At 38.5% G+C, this 18120-nt stretch carries 11 protein-coding genes, 5 pseudogenes and 1 other annotated feature; of the genes and pseudogenes, 12 read left to right on the forward strand and 4 right to left on the reverse strand.

Going from position 1 to position 18120, the window contains the following annotated elements; genetic code table 11:
- Nucleotides 1–95: 95 nt before the first annotated feature.
- The 5 genes and pseudogenes from E5Y90_RS00635 to E5Y90_RS00655 all read left to right on the forward strand — a co-directional run.
- Nucleotides 96–3212 carry a helicase-related protein gene (locus E5Y90_RS00635; RefSeq protein WP_174659116.1) on the forward strand — a complete coding sequence of 1039 codons (3117 nt, stop codon included), beginning with the start codon at nucleotides 96–98 and terminating at the stop codon, nucleotides 3210–3212.
- Entirely contained in the window at nucleotides 3212–4999 is a 1788-nt protein-coding gene (gene drmB, locus E5Y90_RS00640; RefSeq protein WP_174659117.1) for a DUF1998 domain-containing protein, read from the forward strand. Before E5Y90_RS00635 ends, drmB begins: the two co-directional genes overlap by 1 nt.
- Nucleotides 5000–5006: 7 nt before the next feature.
- Entirely contained in the window at nucleotides 5007–6368 is a 1362-nt protein-coding gene (locus E5Y90_RS00645) for an AAA family ATPase (protein ID WP_217485908.1), read from the forward strand.
- On the forward strand, nucleotides 6368–7831 hold the full coding sequence (locus E5Y90_RS00650) for a hypothetical protein (RefSeq protein WP_174659119.1): 1464 nt from the start codon (nucleotides 6368–6370) through the stop codon (nucleotides 7829–7831). Before E5Y90_RS00645 ends, E5Y90_RS00650 begins: the two co-directional genes overlap by 1 nt.
- Before the next feature lie 191 nt (nucleotides 7832–8022).
- Nucleotides 8023–8355 (forward strand): annotated as a pseudogene (locus E5Y90_RS00655) (transposase); the annotation flags it as partial.
- Between the two features lie 32 nt (nucleotides 8356–8387).
- On the opposite strand, the gene tnpC reads toward E5Y90_RS00655, so the two are convergent.
- The 3 genes from tnpC to E5Y90_RS00670 all read right to left on the reverse strand — a co-directional run bounded on the left by tnpC (nucleotide 8388) and on the right by E5Y90_RS00670 (nucleotide 10803).
- Nucleotides 8388–10013 carry an IS66 family transposase gene (gene tnpC, locus E5Y90_RS00660; RefSeq protein ID WP_160255506.1) on the reverse strand — a complete coding sequence of 542 codons (1626 nt, stop codon included), beginning with the start codon at nucleotides 10011–10013 and terminating at the stop codon, nucleotides 8388–8390.
- Between the two features lie 74 nt (nucleotides 10014–10087).
- The gene (tnpB, locus tag E5Y90_RS00665; protein ID WP_174659120.1) at nucleotides 10088–10423 is read right to left on the reverse strand and encodes an IS66 family insertion sequence element accessory protein TnpB; all 336 of its coding nucleotides are present in this window, start codon (nucleotides 10421–10423) and stop codon (nucleotides 10088–10090) included.
- Nucleotides 10420–10803 carry a transposase gene (locus tag E5Y90_RS00670; protein WP_001055589.1) on the reverse strand — a complete coding sequence of 128 codons (384 nt, stop codon included), beginning with the start codon at nucleotides 10801–10803 and terminating at the stop codon, nucleotides 10420–10422. The genes tnpB and E5Y90_RS00670 overlap by 4 nt, the downstream gene beginning before the upstream one ends.
- Nucleotides 10804–10883: 80 nt before the next feature.
- Between E5Y90_RS00670 and E5Y90_RS00675 the strand changes: the two are divergent.
- The 6 genes and pseudogenes from E5Y90_RS00675 to E5Y90_RS00700 all read left to right on the forward strand — a co-directional run.
- Nucleotides 10884–11108: pseudogene (locus E5Y90_RS00675) on the forward strand (transposase); the annotation flags it as partial.
- Between the two features lie 46 nt (nucleotides 11109–11154).
- Nucleotides 11155–11897, forward strand: a pseudogene (locus E5Y90_RS00680) (IS3 family transposase); the annotation flags it as partial.
- Nucleotides 11430–11546 (forward strand) — a sequence feature (AL1L pseudoknot). It overlaps the preceding pseudogene by 117 nt.
- Before the next feature lie 504 nt (nucleotides 11898–12401).
- Entirely contained in the window at nucleotides 12402–13643 is a 1242-nt protein-coding gene (ltrA, locus tag E5Y90_RS00685; protein WP_163169929.1) for a group II intron reverse transcriptase/maturase, read from the forward strand.
- A 79-nt stretch (nucleotides 13644–13722) separates the two neighbouring features.
- Nucleotides 13723–14208, forward strand: a pseudogene (locus E5Y90_RS00690) (IS3 family transposase); the annotation flags it as partial.
- Between the two features lie 28 nt (nucleotides 14209–14236).
- A pseudogene (locus tag E5Y90_RS00695) lies at nucleotides 14237–14641 on the forward strand (IS5 family transposase); the annotation flags it as partial.
- A gap of 144 nt (nucleotides 14642–14785) precedes the next feature.
- On the forward strand, nucleotides 14786–15232 hold the full coding sequence (locus E5Y90_RS00700; protein ID WP_168406777.1) for a very short patch repair endonuclease: 447 nt from the start codon (nucleotides 14786–14788) through the stop codon (nucleotides 15230–15232).
- 75 nt (nucleotides 15233–15307) lie between these two features.
- Here E5Y90_RS00700 and E5Y90_RS00705 read toward each other — a convergent pair whose 3' ends face one another.
- The gene (locus E5Y90_RS00705; RefSeq protein ID WP_168406787.1) at nucleotides 15308–16843 is read right to left on the reverse strand and encodes a DNA cytosine methyltransferase; all 1536 of its coding nucleotides are present in this window, start codon (nucleotides 16841–16843) and stop codon (nucleotides 15308–15310) included.
- 160 nt (nucleotides 16844–17003) lie between these two features.
- On the opposite strand from E5Y90_RS00705, the gene E5Y90_RS00710 reads away from it, so the two are divergent.
- Nucleotides 17004–17936 (forward strand): IS5 family transposase, encoded by a 933-nt coding sequence (locus tag E5Y90_RS00710; RefSeq protein ID WP_174659121.1) that lies wholly within the window; start codon nucleotides 17004–17006, stop codon nucleotides 17934–17936.
- The last annotated feature ends 184 nt before the right edge of the window (nucleotides 17937–18120 follow it).

Consider the following 18120-nt stretch of genomic DNA (forward strand, 5'->3'; position numbering starts at 1 on the left):
TTGAATTTTTGGTAAAAACTTATAAGAACACTGTAATAAGTCTATTATAAATAATAATATAGTTAGCTATAAGAATTAGACGGTATTTTAATTTAATGGAAGAGTTTAATAAGGCGAGAGCAGAAATAGCTGAATATTTGAAAACTCAGTTAATGGGCCCTGCAAATGGTGAAGAAGAGAAAATAACAGATGTTCCTCATAAGCGTTATTTGATGGGTATACTTTTTCCTCCAGCAGCTTGTGTTGATGAAACAGATGAAAGTTCAGGTGAGGACTCCACAACAGAAGCTTTGAGTAATGATTTTAAGCCATCTTCTATGGCTTTTTCTTTTGCTGTCCAAAAGCATACAAAAGTAAAGTTAAAGATATGCGCGGCTAAGTATGAAAAAAAGGATCAAGATACGGCATGGCAAAGAAAGCCCTTTGAGTATCTTGAAGAGATTAAGTTTGAAGAAAACATCAAAAGAAATATATTTGAAGAAAGTGCAAGAGTTGATGTTACTGTTCGACCATATACTAAAGGTACAATGGTTACTATTGCCCTTTCAAATCAAGAGAAATCTGGTGACCGGTTAAATCCAGCCCAATGTCTATATCAATGTAGTCTTGAAGTGACAGTAGTTGAGGGCGGTATCAAAGAATATCCTACGAGTGATCGATTTAAATTAGATGATGAGCAAAAAGAATTAGATTTGATTTATCGTAAACGTGTTCCTTGGGCAGTAGGCCATGGCGTTGCTGTGGATTGGGAATTAGGTGAATATAAAGTTCCTTTCCTAATTAAAACTGAAGTTATGCCTTTTCATGAGGTTAAAGATTTCAGTACTGAATTGGATACGTGCAGGTATTCAAGTCTTAATGATGAAATTCTTAGCATTTCAAGAATTGCAGATGAAGGAACGCCTCAAGAAGACTTGCTAGGTGATTATGAAAAATTAATTAGTGCATATGATTGTTGGATAGATGAACTTGACAGTGAAAATCTACCTGAGCGTTATAGTGCTGCAAAAGTTAGAGTTATAAATCGATTAAAGATCGCCTCGCAACGTATGCAAAAAGGTATTGCTTTATTAAGAAGATCAGAAGATGCATTTACGGCATTTCGATTAGCTAATAAAGCCATGCTAATGCAAATGATTCATACAAGTAAAAGCTATGCAGGTCAATCTAAGGGAAGAAATTGGGGGTATGTAAAACCTGAATATGATAATGAAGACATAAGAAAAAATTATAAATGGCGCCCTTTTCAGTTGGCTTTTCAGCTTTTGGTTTTGGAGTCTATGATTCCAGATCCTGATACTAATAAGTTTTCAGACTCCCATGCTGATGTGGATTTGTTATGGTTTCCTACTGGTGGCGGAAAGACAGAAGCTTATCTAGCTATTGCAGCTTGGGAAATGATCTACCGTCGCCTTACAGCAGGGAAAAAAGGAGGGGGTACTGCAGTAATTAAAAGATACACTCTTCGATTGTTAACTTCCCAGCAATTTCAGCGTGCAGGAACGTTAATTTGCGCTCTCGAAACTTTAAGACAAGAAGATAAGCGTTTAGGTAACGAAACATTTTCATTAGGGTTATGGGCAGGTCAAGATAGTACACCGAATGATTATAAAACAGCGTATGAAAAATTTAGTATTGCACGTCAGGATCAAGAACCACAAAATATTTTTCAGCTACAATCTTGTCCTTGGTGTGGTACAGAAATCATGCCAAAAACACATGAAGAGGAAAGTTCGGCTTATGGGATTAAATGTAATGAATTCGATAATTTTTATTTTTTCTGTCCGAGTTTAGATTGTGAGTTTCATGAGTTATTACCAATCCAAGTAGTTGATGAAGCGCTTTATAAAAAACCTCCTTCTTTATTGATTGGAACAGTTGATAAATTTGCGCGATTAACATGGAAAGAGAATGCTTATGTTTTTTTTGGTAATGAAAAGACTTTGCCTCCCTCTTTAATTATTCAGGATGAACTACATCTCATATCTGGTCCTTTAGGCACTATTGCTGGTATATATGAAGCTGGTTTTGATTCAATTATAGAATTACGTGGACAGCCTCCTAAAGTAATAGCAGCAACTGCTACTATTCGAGCAGCTCAGCAACAGTGTCGGCGTATATTTGGCCGTAATGTAAATATTTTCCCTCCATCTGGCACAGACCAAGCTGATTCTTTCTTTTCTAAAGAGGAAGAAAATAAACCAGGACGTTTATATGTGGGAGTTATGCCATCAGGTCATACATCCTCTACAGCCTTAGTCCATACAGCTGCTGCGACATTGCAAGCACCAAATGATTTAGGCTTTCAAGATAAGATTCTAGATAGCTATTGGACGCTTCCAATTTATCATAATAGCCGTAGAGAGCTAGGTAAATCTATGACTTTAGCTCGGGATGATATTCCTGAACGTATTAGGGTAATTGCTAAAGAAGCAAGGAGAATTGACTGGGTTGAAGAGCTGAGTGCTGGTATAAAAGGTTCAAAAATTCCAGAAGTATTAGCTAACCTGAACAAGTCAGTGCCAAATACAGTAGATGTATTGCCATGCACAAACATGATCTCTGTCGGAGTAGATATTGGTCGGTTAGGTATCATGATTGTAGCAGGACAGCCTAAGGCTACAGCTGAATATATACAAGCCTCAAGTCGTGTAGGGCGTGATAAAAAACGACCACCAGGGGTAGTAATCACACTTTACTCTGCAACGAAACCACGTGACCGGTCTCATTACGAAACTTTTAAGAGTTATCATCAGGCCCTATATCGTTATGTAGAACCAACAAGTGTGACGCCATGGGCTAAACCAGCACTTGAACGAGCTTTACATGCTGCCTTAATCGCTGTAGTCAGAGTAAATGGTTATCTTAGAAAAAATGAAAGTGCAAAATTCTTTGATCCAAGCCAAGAACAATTTAAGAGAATACGACAAGTATTTGAAAAAAGAATTGTATTAGCTATGCAAGGATTATCAGAGTGGGATCAGCAAGAAGTTAAAGACTATTTGCAAGAGTTGATTGATACTTGGGAAATTCGTGTAAATGCGACAGAAAATAAGTTAACCCATTATGAAACACAGCGCGCAGGCAAGCAATTTCAGCCATTGATTCAACCCTTTGAAAAAAATTCTCATAGTGAAGCGTGGAAAACTTTGAATTCTATGCGTAACGTTGATACAGAAACAAAATTATATATTCGTGGTGAGTTGGAATAATGTCATCAAATAATAGAGCATATCGTAGTTCCCAGTTAATTAGTCCATTTGGTCCTGGTTGTATTATTGAGCTAGGAGAGGAGTCACTAATTTTAGTGGATCCACAGTTATGGCCGAAAAAATTAGAAGAAATTAAGCTCGATAGATTAACCAAAGAGGCAGGTGTTTGGGCTTTAAAGAAACCACCTGTAATTAAAGGTATATCTGAGAAACTTACAAAAGATAATTCTTTAATGGCTGTAAGATTTCCTAAATGGATGTTCTGTCCACGTTGTAGAAAATTAGAGCTATGGCGAAAAGATATAGGGAAGACAAACTACGATGGGGTTCCTGTCTGTTCGAATGAAAAATGCAAAGACAAAGTATTAGTTCCTATGCGGTTCGTTGCAGCTTGTGAACATGGACATTTACGTGATGTTCCTTGGAACATTTGGGCTCATAGAAATAGTAAAGAAAGTTGTTCAAGCCCAGAGTTATATTTTAAATCATCTCCAGAAAAAGGAAGTGGATTGGATGCTCTTTATATTGAGTGCACAAACCCTAACTGTGGTGCTAAAAATGATCTAAAAAATCTAATGAGCAAAGGAGCTTTAGCTGGAATTAAGTGTTATGGAAATCAGCCTTGGGAATATGATAACAAAGAGTGCTCTGAGGAATTAAAGGTGCTGCAACGTGGTGCTAGTAACCTCTATTACTCCATAATCAGATCCGCGCTGGATATTCCATACGATGAAGTAAGTGTGGGTAACCCTACATACGATTTAATAAAAAAGTCACAAGATTTTGAAGATTTATTGCGTGCGATAGATCAAAACAGTGATAGAAAAATACAAAAATTTGCTGAATGGATTGCAGAAGAGTTTGGGTTAACTGAACAAGAGGTTATTCGTGCAGCTACTAGTCAAGAAAAGGAGCAGAGGACATTTAAAATACCTCAAGATAAGGATCTTCGAATAGCAGAGTGGGATATATTATCTTCAACAAATATTGAGCAAAAAAAATCTAAAACTTTTAAAGCTGAAATATTAGAGTGGAATACTCCTATTACTTTTGGGTTTGAAAAAATTATAGATAAAGTAGTACTACTACATAAATTACGTGAAGTAAGAGCATTTTGTGGATTTGAAAGAATTTCACCTAGTGACAATATTGTTAAACCAGAATCCGCTCAACAATCTTCCTCTTGGTTACCTGCTACAGAAGTTTATGGGGAAGGTATTTTCTTACAGTTTGATCAAACATACCTTGATGATTGGGAGTCTAATCTTTCTATAGAAATGAAAAAAAGAATCGAGGACTTCCTGAATCGTCACGCTAACGCCTCGTCTAATTATTTACCTATCCCTACTGCTAAGTTTTTAGTCCTGCATACATTTTCTCATTTACTCATTAGACAACTTAGTTTTGAAAGTGGATATTCGAGCGGCTCTTTAAGAGAACGTATTTATGCTGATGAGGGGCAAGCAGGGCTTTTAATTTACACTGCAGATGGTGATTCAGAGGGAAGTCTAGGCGGACTAGTGCAACAAGGTAAATTAAAAACCTTATTGCCATTAATATTAGCCACATTAGAAAACTCTCATTGGTGCTCAAATGACCCGATATGTAGTGAAATGGAAGCTCAAGGAGTGATGAGTCTCAATAAGGCTGCGTGTCATTCATGTACATTAGTTTCGGAAACAAGTTGTGAACACAATAACTTACTGTTAGATAGGAAAATATTAATAGATGAAGAAGAGAAAGGATTTTTCAGTCAGATTCTGATGAAAGCTAGAGAGTTAGACTAAAATGAGAATGCCTAATGCCCGTGAAATAAGTGAAGAACAACAAGACATATTTGAAGAAGCCCCTCTAGAAGGCTGTATATTAGTTTCTGGACCTCCAGGAACAGGCAAGACCGTTATTGCTTTTTTACGTGCACAGCTTATAGCTAAGAAGAAAATAGATGTAACGGTATTAATGTTTAATAGAGTATTAAAACGCTATACCGAAAATGTAGCTGAAGATCTTGGAGATTTAGTTGCAACCAATACTATGCATACTTGGTTTCCAGAGTGGTGGAATAAGCACAAAATTCAAAATCATTCATTTATCTTTCCAATTATTAAAGATAATAAGGTGTATTTAAATTGTCCTTATGAAGCGAAGGAAAATATCAAACACCTTGGAGGCAAATGGCAAAGTACTCATCCTTTGACTAATAAAAAGCCAGGAATGTGGTATGTAGACAAGACAAAGTATGAGTCCTCACCAGATAGCTATGAACAGTGGTGTAAATCGTATGATCCTCTAAAATTAGATGAATGGAAGTTTGATTGGGGACAAATGAAGGATATCTATGTTGAGCTAGAAGAAGATAAAATGATTGACTGGGGGCATATTATTATTGATGAAGGCCAAGACTTTGAAGCAGGTTTCTACTCATTTTTGCATATGGCCAGTAGACAATTAGAAAAGGGCGGGATTACAGTTTTAGCAGATGAAAATCAGCGTTTAGAAGAAGAACATCATTCCAGCCTTCAAGATATAAGACAAGCTCTACGCATTGCCAACAAGCCAGAGCGACAGTTTGTATTAAATAAAAATTTCAGAAATACTACAGCGATCGCTAAGCTAGCTGGATATTTTTATGTAGGATTAGAAACTGGGATACCAGATCTTCCTAATAAAATTGGAGTTAATCCCTTACTCTTGAAAAATATAAATGTTGAAGAACAAATTAAATATATTTGTAATACTCTAAAGTTCAGAGGTGCTCTGGAGGTCGGAATTATTGTTGATAATGAATCTGATAGGAAATTATTTTTTGAAGGTCTAACTTCCCAGCTGACAAACTATAGTGTACAAACTTATACCAGCAGAGATCCTCAACTGAGTAGAAATCTTGTATTTGATAAGCAAGGTATTGTTAGCATTCTAAATCGAAAAAGCTGTAAGGGTTTAGAATTTGACATGGTATTCGTGCCACAATTACAAAAGATAAAAGTTGATGATTCCAATTTGACAACTTTTAAAATGAATATGTATGTGATTTGTTCTAGAGCCCGATCAGAACTAGTGTTTATGTGTGATAAAGGAGAGACCGGTTCTCCTGAGATATTAAATCATTTTCCTTCACAAGATTCGCAACTAATTGAATATAGAGAGCTAGCTTAATGGAACCACTCTTAAATTCTTCTTCATACATTCTAGTACCCAAAAAAAATTTCGTTCGTTATGCATTGCCATATGAAGTATTACCGACATTTATGTGTTGTGAAGTTAATCAGAAAAAAGTATTTGATAAAGAAATAGCAAAAAGCTTATTTTCTCAAGAATCAGTAGCGAATGAAAATCTTATTTTAGAAGTGAATACTGAAGATAATGATGAATATATTTCATTTTCAAATATCAAAAAAGTTTACTTTTCTAACCAAGAAAATTTAGATTTATTTTTAGAAAGAAGTTATGAAAATTATGATGTAAATTCTCTTGATTGTTATATTCTTGCTTTAGGTGGAAATGATATTAATACAAAAGTCGATATTATATATCCTTCAAAAATTAATAAAAGTCTTTTCACTAGGAAAATGGCACTAAGAGATTCTGTTATTGGATTAATTTATGAAAAATTAAAAAACAATACTAATTTGCAATATTTTTTTGGATTATTGAAAAGTCCAATAAAATTAAATGAAATAATAAATTTATTATTTGATTCTGATTTAAATAAAAGTATAGAAAAAGAAATTCAGATAGATTTTTTTAAAATATGTTCAGAATATAATTTAACAGAAGGATGGAATCCTATTAATATTGTTTCTGATTTTGAAAATAAAATAAGTGAAAATATTAAAACAAGTAGTGAATTTCAGGCATGGGTTTTGACTGTTAAGAAAATTATTAATGGAGATAATGTTAATATAGTTTTTGATGATAATGGTAATATTACATTGAGGGCTATGACTCTAGTTCTACTTAATCCAGAAATATTTCAACTTGAAAGTATTAAAAATAATTCTAATTTTGTAATAGGTGATAATGTATATAAACTTGCACTAAAATTTTTGAAAGCAAGATTGGGATATAGTTATTTAAGTGCTGACGATAGAATGTTAGTAGGTGAAAATCGAGAGTTACTTCAAGATATTATTTCCTATGTCTATAATTTGGACGAGACAAGTTGTGATAATTATCTTTCTGATAAGATAGAAATTAAAAATACTAATCAAGATAAACAATTTAATATTTTAAAACATGGATGGTTGAAAACTGTCTCTGAAGATCAGTTTAAGATAATCTTCAGTATAAAGGGTATTAAACCAATAGCTGGTTTTAGTTTGGACTTAATATATGAAAAGGAAGAAAAACTTTTATTAAGAATAATTGATCGTAATTCACCTAAAGGTATGACTAAATTTAAGGGGCAACTTGCTCTAAATATAATTGAATTACAAAAGGATTTGCCAGATAATTCACGATTTGAAGTTAATGACCAAGGTTTAGTTTTAATACTTCCTTTATTATGGATTAATGAAATAAATTTAAGTAATCATTTGAAAGAAGTATTTGATATTCTTAAGCCATTAGCTATTGCTCAAAAATCAAGTAAGTTAATAGATGATGTTTTGATTTCATAATATTGAAAATCAATAAATAATCATTAAAAATATTTTAGAATATATGTTATCGATGAGTCCCGTACCAATTTTTTATATTTTGGACGGGCTACCACTATGTGTTAGCAAGTTATTATTTAGTTGTATTAGTTCAGACTGGCTTTGTTGCACAAACCTATCTGTAAAGGCTTTTTCAGCGATATAAGTTTCAAATGAAGAAGCCTACACACAAAATCTACCGCACAACCAATTGGCCCGCATATAACCGAGCACTCATGAGTCGCGGAAATATTGCCCTTTGGTTTGATCCTGCTACGCAATGGTATGCTCCATCAAAAGGCAAACAAGGGCGAAATCAAACCTACTCCGACGCAGCTATCCAATGCTGCTTAATGATTAAATCCTTATTCCGTCTATCTTTACGTATGGTCACTGGCTTTGTGCAAAGTCTGATTAAACTTTGCGGATTAAATTGGACCGCACCAGATTACAGTACGCTTTGTAGAAGACAAAAGCATATTGATATTGCAATCAGCTACCAAAAAAGGTAAGCGTCCGCTGAATCCCATACCAATTTTTAATTCGATTTAGGTTTCCAGCAGTGTGGCAGTAACTCTTCAATCTGGGTCACTTTATGTGTCGGCAGCCTTTTCAGCACATCACTTAAATAGGCATACGGATCCAAGCCATTCAGCTTTGCTGACTGGATTAAAGTCATGATATTCGCCGCTCGCTGGCCGCTGCGCAGCGAGCCAGCAAACAGCCAGTTCTTGCGCCCTAAGGCCCAAGGTCGCATTTGATTCTCTACCCAATTATTGCAAATCGGTAGATTGCCATCATCCAAATAGCGGCTTAAAGCTGGCCAACGCTTCAGAGTGTAATTGATGGCCTTGGCGGTGGGAGAACTCGATGGCACCGTCAGATGATGTTGGTTGAGCCATTCATATAGTTGTTGCATCACTGGTTGACTATGCTGTTGTCGGTATTCGCGGCGGTCTTCCGCTGTACCATCGGTCTTTTTCCTGAGCTCTGCTTCTATCGCATACAGTTTCTGAATCAGCACTAATGCCTGTTCAGCGACCTGACTTTTCCCAGTTACATGCAGTTCATGGAATTTACGACGTGCATGGGCCATGCAGCCCACCTCAATGACCTGGCCTGATTTAAAGCGTGCTTTATAACCACTGTAATCATCACAGACTAGATAACCCTGCCAGCCTTTCAAGAACTCTGCAGCATGCTGGCCTGAACGACTATCCTGAAAGTCATAGATCACCGCCTGAACTGGATTGTACTGTGTAGTGGCATAGGCCCAGACATAACCTTTCTTCGGTTTTTTATCATTCTCACCCATCCGCATGATGGTGACCGGTGTTTCATCTGCATGCAGCACCTGCTGTTGTAGTACCACCTCTTTTAAGGCATTGGCCAGAGGCTCCAGTTCTACACCGCAGCGACCTATCCAGTCAGATAACGTTGATCTAGAAAGCTCGATTCCCGCCCGCTGATAGATCAGACGCTGACGGTACAGCGGTAAATGATCGGCATACTTCGATACCAGCACATGGCTGAGCAGTTCAGGTGAAGCAATGCCTTTATCAATCACATAGGCAGGCATCGCTTGCTGAGTCAGGGTGTCACACTGATCACAGACCCATTTGCCACGGACATGCTGTTCCTTGTAGAACTGTGCCGGTCTGAAATGCAGTTTTTCACTGATATCTTCGCCGATACGACGTAACTGGCAGCCACAACTGCATTGGGTTGATGCAGGTTCATGCTCAATACGGATGGTGTGTAGATGATCGGGCAGCAGTCGACGTTTAGGTTTATTTGCTTTGGCTTTGTGTGTCGCTGCATCGGTTTTATCTGCATTCAGCCGTTCCAGTTCCAGATCAACGGCTGCAATATCTTCTTCGACCGCTTCATCCCAAAGATGGATTTGTTTTGCAGTGAGATGTTCGTTTTTACTGCCGAATTTGTGCTGTTTAAATAGTGCGAGTTCATGCTCGTATTTTTGATTGAGAATAGAAAGATGTTGAACTTTAGAATCTAATTGCTGATTGGTGACTTCAAGATGTTGAACTCTGGCATCTAATTGCTGGTTTGATTGTGCTAGAGACTGATGCTGCAGCGCCAACTGCCTGGTGAATTCCAGCAGTTGTTCATGGGTCAGTTGGCTTAAGTCAGGCAGCGTATTCATGACCGCAGTATGCCTGAGGTCATGAGAAGAATGAAATAGAACGTTTGGAGAATAGCAGAATGGAACAGCCTGGTTTAAAGCATCGTCACCACCTGCTGTCGTCCAATGCGCTGCCAGGGCAAACCTTGGATCAGTGCCTGTAACTGTTCCGGGCTGAGGGCCACGCTTTCACCTTGGTGAACTTTAGCCCAGTGGAATTTTCCCTGTTCCAAACGCCTGGCACACAGCCAGATGCCCAGTCCATCATGTACCAGCACTTTCATACGATGGCCACGTTTATTACAGAACAGGTAGGCGCAATGCGGTTTGATTGAGCCAAAGGCTTTCATAATCTGCGCCATGACCGTATCCATCCCTGCTCGCATATCCAGAGGTTGGGTGGAGAGCCAGATTTCATCAATGCGGATCATGTTGCCAGTGCCTTGAGTAATTCTGCCAAGGCAGGTATTTCTGATGTCTGCCATTTTAGCTGAATATCATTATTCGTATGAGGCACGGTGATACACAACGTGATCCTCTCATCAATAGGTTGGCTGATTGCAGCAGTGTAAGGCAAAGCAATAAATGCTGGATTCACATGAGTAGGATCCTGCACGGCACCCTCATGATGGCTGAAGATCCTGATCCAACGACTGACAAGGTTGGCATTAATACTATGTTGCAGTGCGACCGAAGCGATCGAGGTATTAGGATTTTTGCAGGCATTGACAATACTGAGTTTGAATTCTTTGCTGTATGTTCTGCGTTTTTTAGCAACAGGAGGTGTTGCTGAATATATATCCATGTTCATGGATTAAGTCCCCACTTGTTTTTAGGTGGGAACTAAATTAAGGCTTATAGGATCGCTTGGTAAGGCTGTGTTAGCCGGATGCTTACCAAAAAAGTAGCGATGGGCTGCATCTACTCGTAGACTCTACAGGCATGAAGTTTCTAGGTGAGGGCGAATGGAAACGCAAGAAACATGGAGCTGAATATCGTCGCCAATGGCGTAAACTACATATTGGTATAGATGCCAAAACCCTACAAATACGCGCTATTCAGCTCACAACCAATAATGTCAGTGATTCACAGGTGCTTGGTGATTTACTTAATGAACCGTACCGGGTTTGTCGGAGAGTCAATATTCTGAGAGACTATCCCGATGACAAAATTAAAATATACCCCTGAAATCAGAGAAAGAGCGGTTCAATTATTGATTGAATCTGAAAAAGATTATCCTTCTACTTGGGCTGCAATCACAGCAATTGCGCCTAAGATTGGTTGTACTCCTGAAACACTTCGTGCCTGGCATCAAAAGCATTTAGATCAGCAAAATCCTATTAAAGTACAACAGATATCTGATCAAGAAAAAATGAAGCAAATGGAACGTGAAATTAAAGAATTAAAGCGTGCCAATGAAATTCTACGTAAAGCAGCCGCTTTTTTCGCCCAGGCGGAGCTCGACCGCCCACACAAATAATGGTGGATTTCATCCATAACAATAAAGACTTATATGGTGTTGATGCGATTTGTAGGATTTTACCGATCGCAGCTTCAACCTATTACCGGACTCTAGATCTCTGCGAAAATCCAGAACATCGAGCAAAGCGAGATTTACATGACTTGCATCATGCTGAGGAGATTAAACGAATTTGGAAGGAAAGTTCAGGTCGGTATGGTGTACGTAAAGTCTGGCAAAAACTGAAACGTGAAGGCTATATTATTGCACGCTGTACTGTTGCTCGATTAATGAAAAAGCTAGGTATACAAGGTGTTTGGCGAGGTAAGAACAAACAAACCACCCGTAGCCGAGATGACCAAAAACGAGCACCTGACTTGGTGAAACGGAATTTTAGAGCTGATCAGCCTAATCACTTGTGGGTTGCTGACTTTAGTGTGCCGCAGCAAGCGGCGTAAGAGATGAGGGTATGGCCCCTCGCTATCGGCTTGCAGGAGCAGGTAGCAAACCACCATAAGCGGCTTGGATCAAAAGTCCCGGTCGTGAGCGTTATGGAAAAGGCATCGTAGAGATGTCAGGTAAGAATTAGGAAGGCGAACAACAGTGAACTGCCGTTCAAGTGTCGAAAGTACTCAAATGACATCAAAACCGGGGATGGAAGTTACCCCGCGATTAGTTTGGCCGTTACCTGCTTACGGGCCATTCGGTGTCCGGCGTAGAGGCAGCGCGATCCTAATTCAGGCTCTTACGTTGAACTGCGGGAACCTTCGGTGGCGATGTCAAGCGAAAGGCACAAGCTCAAAAGGCAAGGCTGATAATAGCAATGCGTCACCAAGGGGCGGAGCAACTCGTAGTAGTGTTGAAGTTACTGTAATGGTAATGGAGCGAAGGGGTTGCATTATCCAGGTCTACGGATTTGTCAACTGTGCAAGCAGGAGGAGCAAAACTTTATGACCAAACCATTTAACATTCCTAAAGCGTTAATCTGGGAGGCATTTAAGAAAGTCAAAGAGAATGGTGGCGCTCCAGGCGTTGATCATGAATCTATTGAGCAATTCGAAAAGCATTTAAAGAACAACCTATACAAACTATGGAATCGACTTTGTTCTGGCAGTTATTTTCCACCGCCAGTTAAGGCTGTTCCGATTCCAAAGAAGTCAGGTGGCGTGCGTATACTAGGTATTCCAACAGTTGCAGATCGAGTCGCGCAAACAGCAGTTAAGCTCTTATTAGAGCCGAAAATTGATCCATTATTTCATCCAAACTCATATGGATATCGTCCGGGGCGTTCTGCCCATGATGCAATTGCGATAGTGAGGAGACGAAGTTGGGATTATGACTGGGTTGTGGAATTTGATATCAAAGGTCTCTTTGATAACATCGACCATGATTTACTCATGCGTGCACTCAAGAAACACTGTGAAATTCCATGGATTCTTTTATATGTGCAACGTTGGTTAAAAGCACCAATGCAACACATAAATGGCCATCTTTTAGAAAGGAATCGCGGCACACCACAAGGTGGTGTTGTGAGTCCTTTATTGGCGAATTTATTTATGCATTATGCTTTTGATATGTGGATTACGAAACATCTTCAAAGTGTACGGTTCTGCCGTTATGCAGATGATGGCGTAATTCATTGTCGGAGTTTATCTCAAGCCAAACTTGTTTTACAAAAGATCGATGCACGATTTCGTGAATGTGGACTCGAATTGCATCCAGACAAGACAAAGATTGTTTATTGCCAAGATATTAATCGTCGTAAAGCATATCCCGATGTTCAATTTACTTTTCTCGGGTACACGTTTAGGCCCCGTAAGGCTGTGGACAAGTATAAAAGAGTTTATGTAAATTTCTCTCCTGCAGTCAGTCGTGATGCACTTAAAACAATGCGACAGACTATTCGGAAATGGCATCTACATCTGATGTGTAATCGCGAATTAAGTGATTTATCTGCAATATTCAATCCAATTCTTCAAGGTTGGCAGCAATACTATGGTCGATTCCATGGTTCAGCAATGTCAGCGATCTGGCAACACATGAATGCTTATCTTATACGCTGGATGAGGCGTAAGTATAAAAACTTGGCCCGTCATAAAAGACGGGCTAGATATGCCTTAGGGCGACTTGCGCGTGATTTTCCAAATGCCTTTGTGCACTGGAAAATGGGATGTTTACCATCGGTTGGATAATGGGAGCCGGATGAGCTGAGAGGTTCACGTCCGGTTCTGCGAGGGGCTAAGGGTGAAATTCCCTTGGTCTACTCACCCCTATATTCAAACAAATTCAGGCTGGGTCTATACCGCCTTTATTATTGATGTGTTCTCACGAGCAATTGTTGGATGGAAAGTATCTACACGGATGAATACAGATATGGTACTCGATGCACTTGAGCAAGCATTGCACGATCGAGGCATGCCAAAGAATGTGATTCATCATTCAGATAGAGGTGTTCAATATCTTTCTATTCGCTATACCAATCGTTTAGAAGCAGCAAATTTACGAGCATCAGTCGGTACGACAGGTGATTCATACGATAATGCTTTGGCTGAAACGGTGAATGGCTTATACAAAACAGAAGTGATTGAATATTTAAAAGCAGATTGGCAAGGTTTAGCAGATGTACAACTTGCGACACTAAACTGGGTAGATTGGTTCAATAAAAAGCGTGTACACAGTGCACTGGGTTATGTATCGCCTTTTGAGTTTGAAGCAATGTACTATGATAAGATTAACCCGTTAGGTCAGGTGGCCTAACTTAAATAAAAAAGTCTCCGACAAACCCGGTACGGTTCATAATCAGATTCCACAAGATGAGCAGATTGACTCTGTTTATACCGATGGAGCTTATGACACCAAGCAATGCCGTCAGGTCATTGCAGATCGGCAAGCACATGCGGTGATTCCACCTAGAAAAAATGCGAAACCATGGAAAGATACAAAGAGTAGCTCGCTAGAGCGAAATGAATTACTTCGAACAGTTAAACGTTTAGGCAGGACATTATGGAAAAAATGGTCAGGCTATCATCGCCGCAGTTTGGTGGAAACCAAGATGCATTGCATCAAATTATTAGGCGATAAATTAATGGCAAGAAGCTTTCCTAGTCAGGTGAATGAAATTCATGCACGTGTAGCAGTCCTCAACAGATTTGCGGAATTAGGTCGACCACTTACCCAAGTTACGCCTTAAATTTGGCTCAATTAGGGGCGCTTTGCATTTCAAATCTTTGTGCAACAAAGCCCTTAAGACCTAAAACCACTTTAATAAAGAAACCGACTTAAATTATTAAATCAATCGGTAGAAAGTGCGAAGCAAAATAGTAGGGTGAAAAGTATGGTAGATATTGTCGATGTTTCTACCCGAAGTCGTATGATGGCGGGTATCAAAGGACGGAATACGAAACCCGAGATACTAATCCGAAAATTACTACATAAAAAAGGATTCCGCTTTCGTCTTCATGTAAAGAATCTACCAGGTAAACCAGATATCGTTCTGCCTAAATACAAGGCTGTGATTTTTGTAAATGGATGTTTTTGGCATGGTCATAAGGGTTGCCGTCTTTTTAAATTACCCGCCACCAGAACTGAATTCTGGCAGGAAAAAATAATAAAGAATCAAGCTAATGACAGTAAATCAATAAATTTATTGTTAGAGAATGGCTGGAGAGTAGGTATTGTCTGGGAATGTAGTATTAGAGGTGCGACCAAAGATCCAGATAGGGTAATCAATATTATTTCCGAATGGTTAATGAGTGAAAGCTCTTTTATTGAAGTAATTTAAGCTATCTTCAGAACTGATCATTCATTAGCAATTCTGATGTTCAGGCATTATTGACTGAACATCAGAATTTAATTTTTATAAATCGCTATAATGTTTTTTTAACAATGAGAAAACAATTGTACTGATCTGTCGAGCAAGAAATGGAGGTACAGCATTTCCGACCTGCGTATACTGATTAGTACGGTTTCCTTCAAATATATAATTGTCGGGGAATGTTTGTAATCTTGCTGCTTCCCTTACAGTGAGACTTCGACACTGCTTTGGATCATAATGAATGAAATAATGACCATCTTTTGAAATATGGCTTGTTATTGTAGTGGCTTCCTTATGAGCAAGCTGCACACGAAAACGGTCATTATAAGACCCAGAATTCCAGTTCTGGTGTTGTGGAGCAAGCTTAGTCGGGAAATTTTCAGCTTTAGGTGAGAACCCTCTCTGTTCACCATATAATGCACAAAAACTGTATCTGAGCAGATCTGACTCCATATGTCCTCTTGTCTCATGATTGAGAACTAGATTCAGTTCAGGATCAAGAATCCATTTCCTCAAATGATCTGGCAACTGGTTCGATGATTTATATTTATGAATAGTTTCTTTTCTTTTTAAATCTTTATATGGTTGGAGATCTGTTTTATTAACATCAACACCAATATTATTTAATGCGCTTAATGTCTCGGCATTACTTGATACAACTTGCTGCCAAGAATAATAAGAATCATCTTTTTTTGATAACCCGCTTCGTAGTTTTGGTAAATCACCAATAGCCTCTTTAACTGAAACTTTAGGATAAATATTTTTATCCAAGATATCAGGTATATGTTCAATATCCTCCCTCACTCCAAGCAGAATAACTCGGTGTCGAGCTTGAGGAATCCCGAATTCTTCGGATTTAATCAGGTAGTTCAGCTTGACTGGAGTAGAGTTATCAGCATCATCAGTTTTTTCCACAAGAGAATATATTCGATATGAAGGGCAATCTTCTGATCCCGTAATCTCTGAAGGATTTTGCAGGTCATTAAGAATTTGAGGAAATATGAGTTGATTCTCAACTTTGGCAGTAAGAATCCCTCTCACATTTTCCATAACAAACACATCAGGTTTTGCTATCGATAGAACCTTTAAATATTCTTTATAAAGGAAGTGGCGGTGATCTTCTTCAGGAACATAGTTTTTATTGCCGGCATTTCTAGAACGCCCAGCTAAACTATAGGCTTGGCAAGGGGGACCTCCGATTAAAATTTTAGGTCCGTAATGATTTTCTGTTAGCTCTTTTACTTTAGCATGAATGTGGTCATTATCTTTACCTAATTCAGAAGGACCTTTCAAGGTTTCCTGAAAAGCTGATTCATAAATTTCTTTATATGATTCAAACAGTTCATCTCTTGTAAGGTTGCCATTTAAATATTGATAGTAACCATCTAGACAGCCTGTTTGCTTTGCAAGTCTGTAAAACGCTCTTGTAGTTAGTGTCATATGAGCATGTGGATCTTTTTCAACAGACATGCCTATTTTAAAAGGATGCTTGTTATTATCTATGTAAGAGGCGAATCCTTCGCCGAGTCCACCTGGCCCAGAGAATAGATCAATTACTAAAATATCATTATCTTTCATAGTAGCCTGATAACTTAAAAAACACATGCATAATACCAGGTCTTGTCAATCGCACAAGACTTAAAAAACTTTAATCAGTAAACGCCTAGAAATATGAATTTTAAAAGGCTTTGTTGCACAAACCTATCTGTAAAGGCTTTTTCAGCAATATAATTTTCAAATGAATAAGCCCGCACCTAAAATCTACCGCACAACCAATTGGCCCGCATATAACCGAGCACTCATTAATCGCGGAAATATTACCATTTGGTTTGATCCTGCTACGCAATGGTATGCTCCATCAAAAGGCAAACAAGGGCGAAATCAAACCTACTCCGACGCAGCCATCCAATGCTGCTTAATGATTAAATCCTTATTCCGTCTGTCTTTACGTATGGTCACTGGCTTTGTGCAAAGTCTGATTAAACTTTGCGGATTAAATTGGACAGCACCAGATTACACCACGCTTTGTAGAAGACAAAAGCATATTGATATTGCGATAAGCTATCAGAAAAGTCGTGATGGGCTGCATCTACTCATGGACTCTACAGGCATGAAGTTTCTAGGTGAGGGCGAATGGAAATGCAAGAAACATGGACCTGAATATCGTCGCCAATGGCGTAAACTACATATTGGTATAGATGCTAAAACCCTTCAAATACGCGCTATTGAGCTCACAACAAATAATGTCAGTGATTCACAGGTACTTGGTGATTTACTTGATCAGATTCCACAAGATGAGCGGATTGACTCTGTTTATACCGATGGAGCTTATGACACCAAGCAATGCCGTCAGGTCATTGCAGATCGGCAAGCGCATGCGGTGATTCCACCTGGAAAAAATGCGAAACCATGGAAAGATACAAAGAGTAGCTCCCTAGAGCGAAATGAATTACTTCGAACAATTAAACGTTTAGGCAGGACACTATGGAAAAAATGGTCAGGCTATCATCGACGAAGTTTGGTTGAAACTAAGATGCATTGCATTAAATTATTAGGAGAGAAACTCAGTGCAAGGAGTTTTGATAGCCAAGTCAATGAGATTCATGCACGTGTAGCAGTCCTCAACAGATTTACGGAATTAGGTCGACCACTTACCCAAGTTACGCCTTAAATTTGGCTCAATTAGGGGCGCTTTGCATTTCAAATCTTTGTGCAACAAAGCCATTTTAAAATATCTTTAGGTTAGAAGGTAAATTTTAAAGTTAACTATTTAGCAGATTTATTGTGGATGAGGTCCTATAGGGTTTATTAAAAGATGGTTATTAAAGAAGATTTAAAAATATTAATTTAACCCG

Source organism: Acinetobacter sp. 10FS3-1 (assembly GCF_013343215.1).
Taxonomy (GTDB): Bacteria; Pseudomonadota; Gammaproteobacteria; order Pseudomonadales; family Moraxellaceae; genus Acinetobacter; species Acinetobacter lwoffii_C.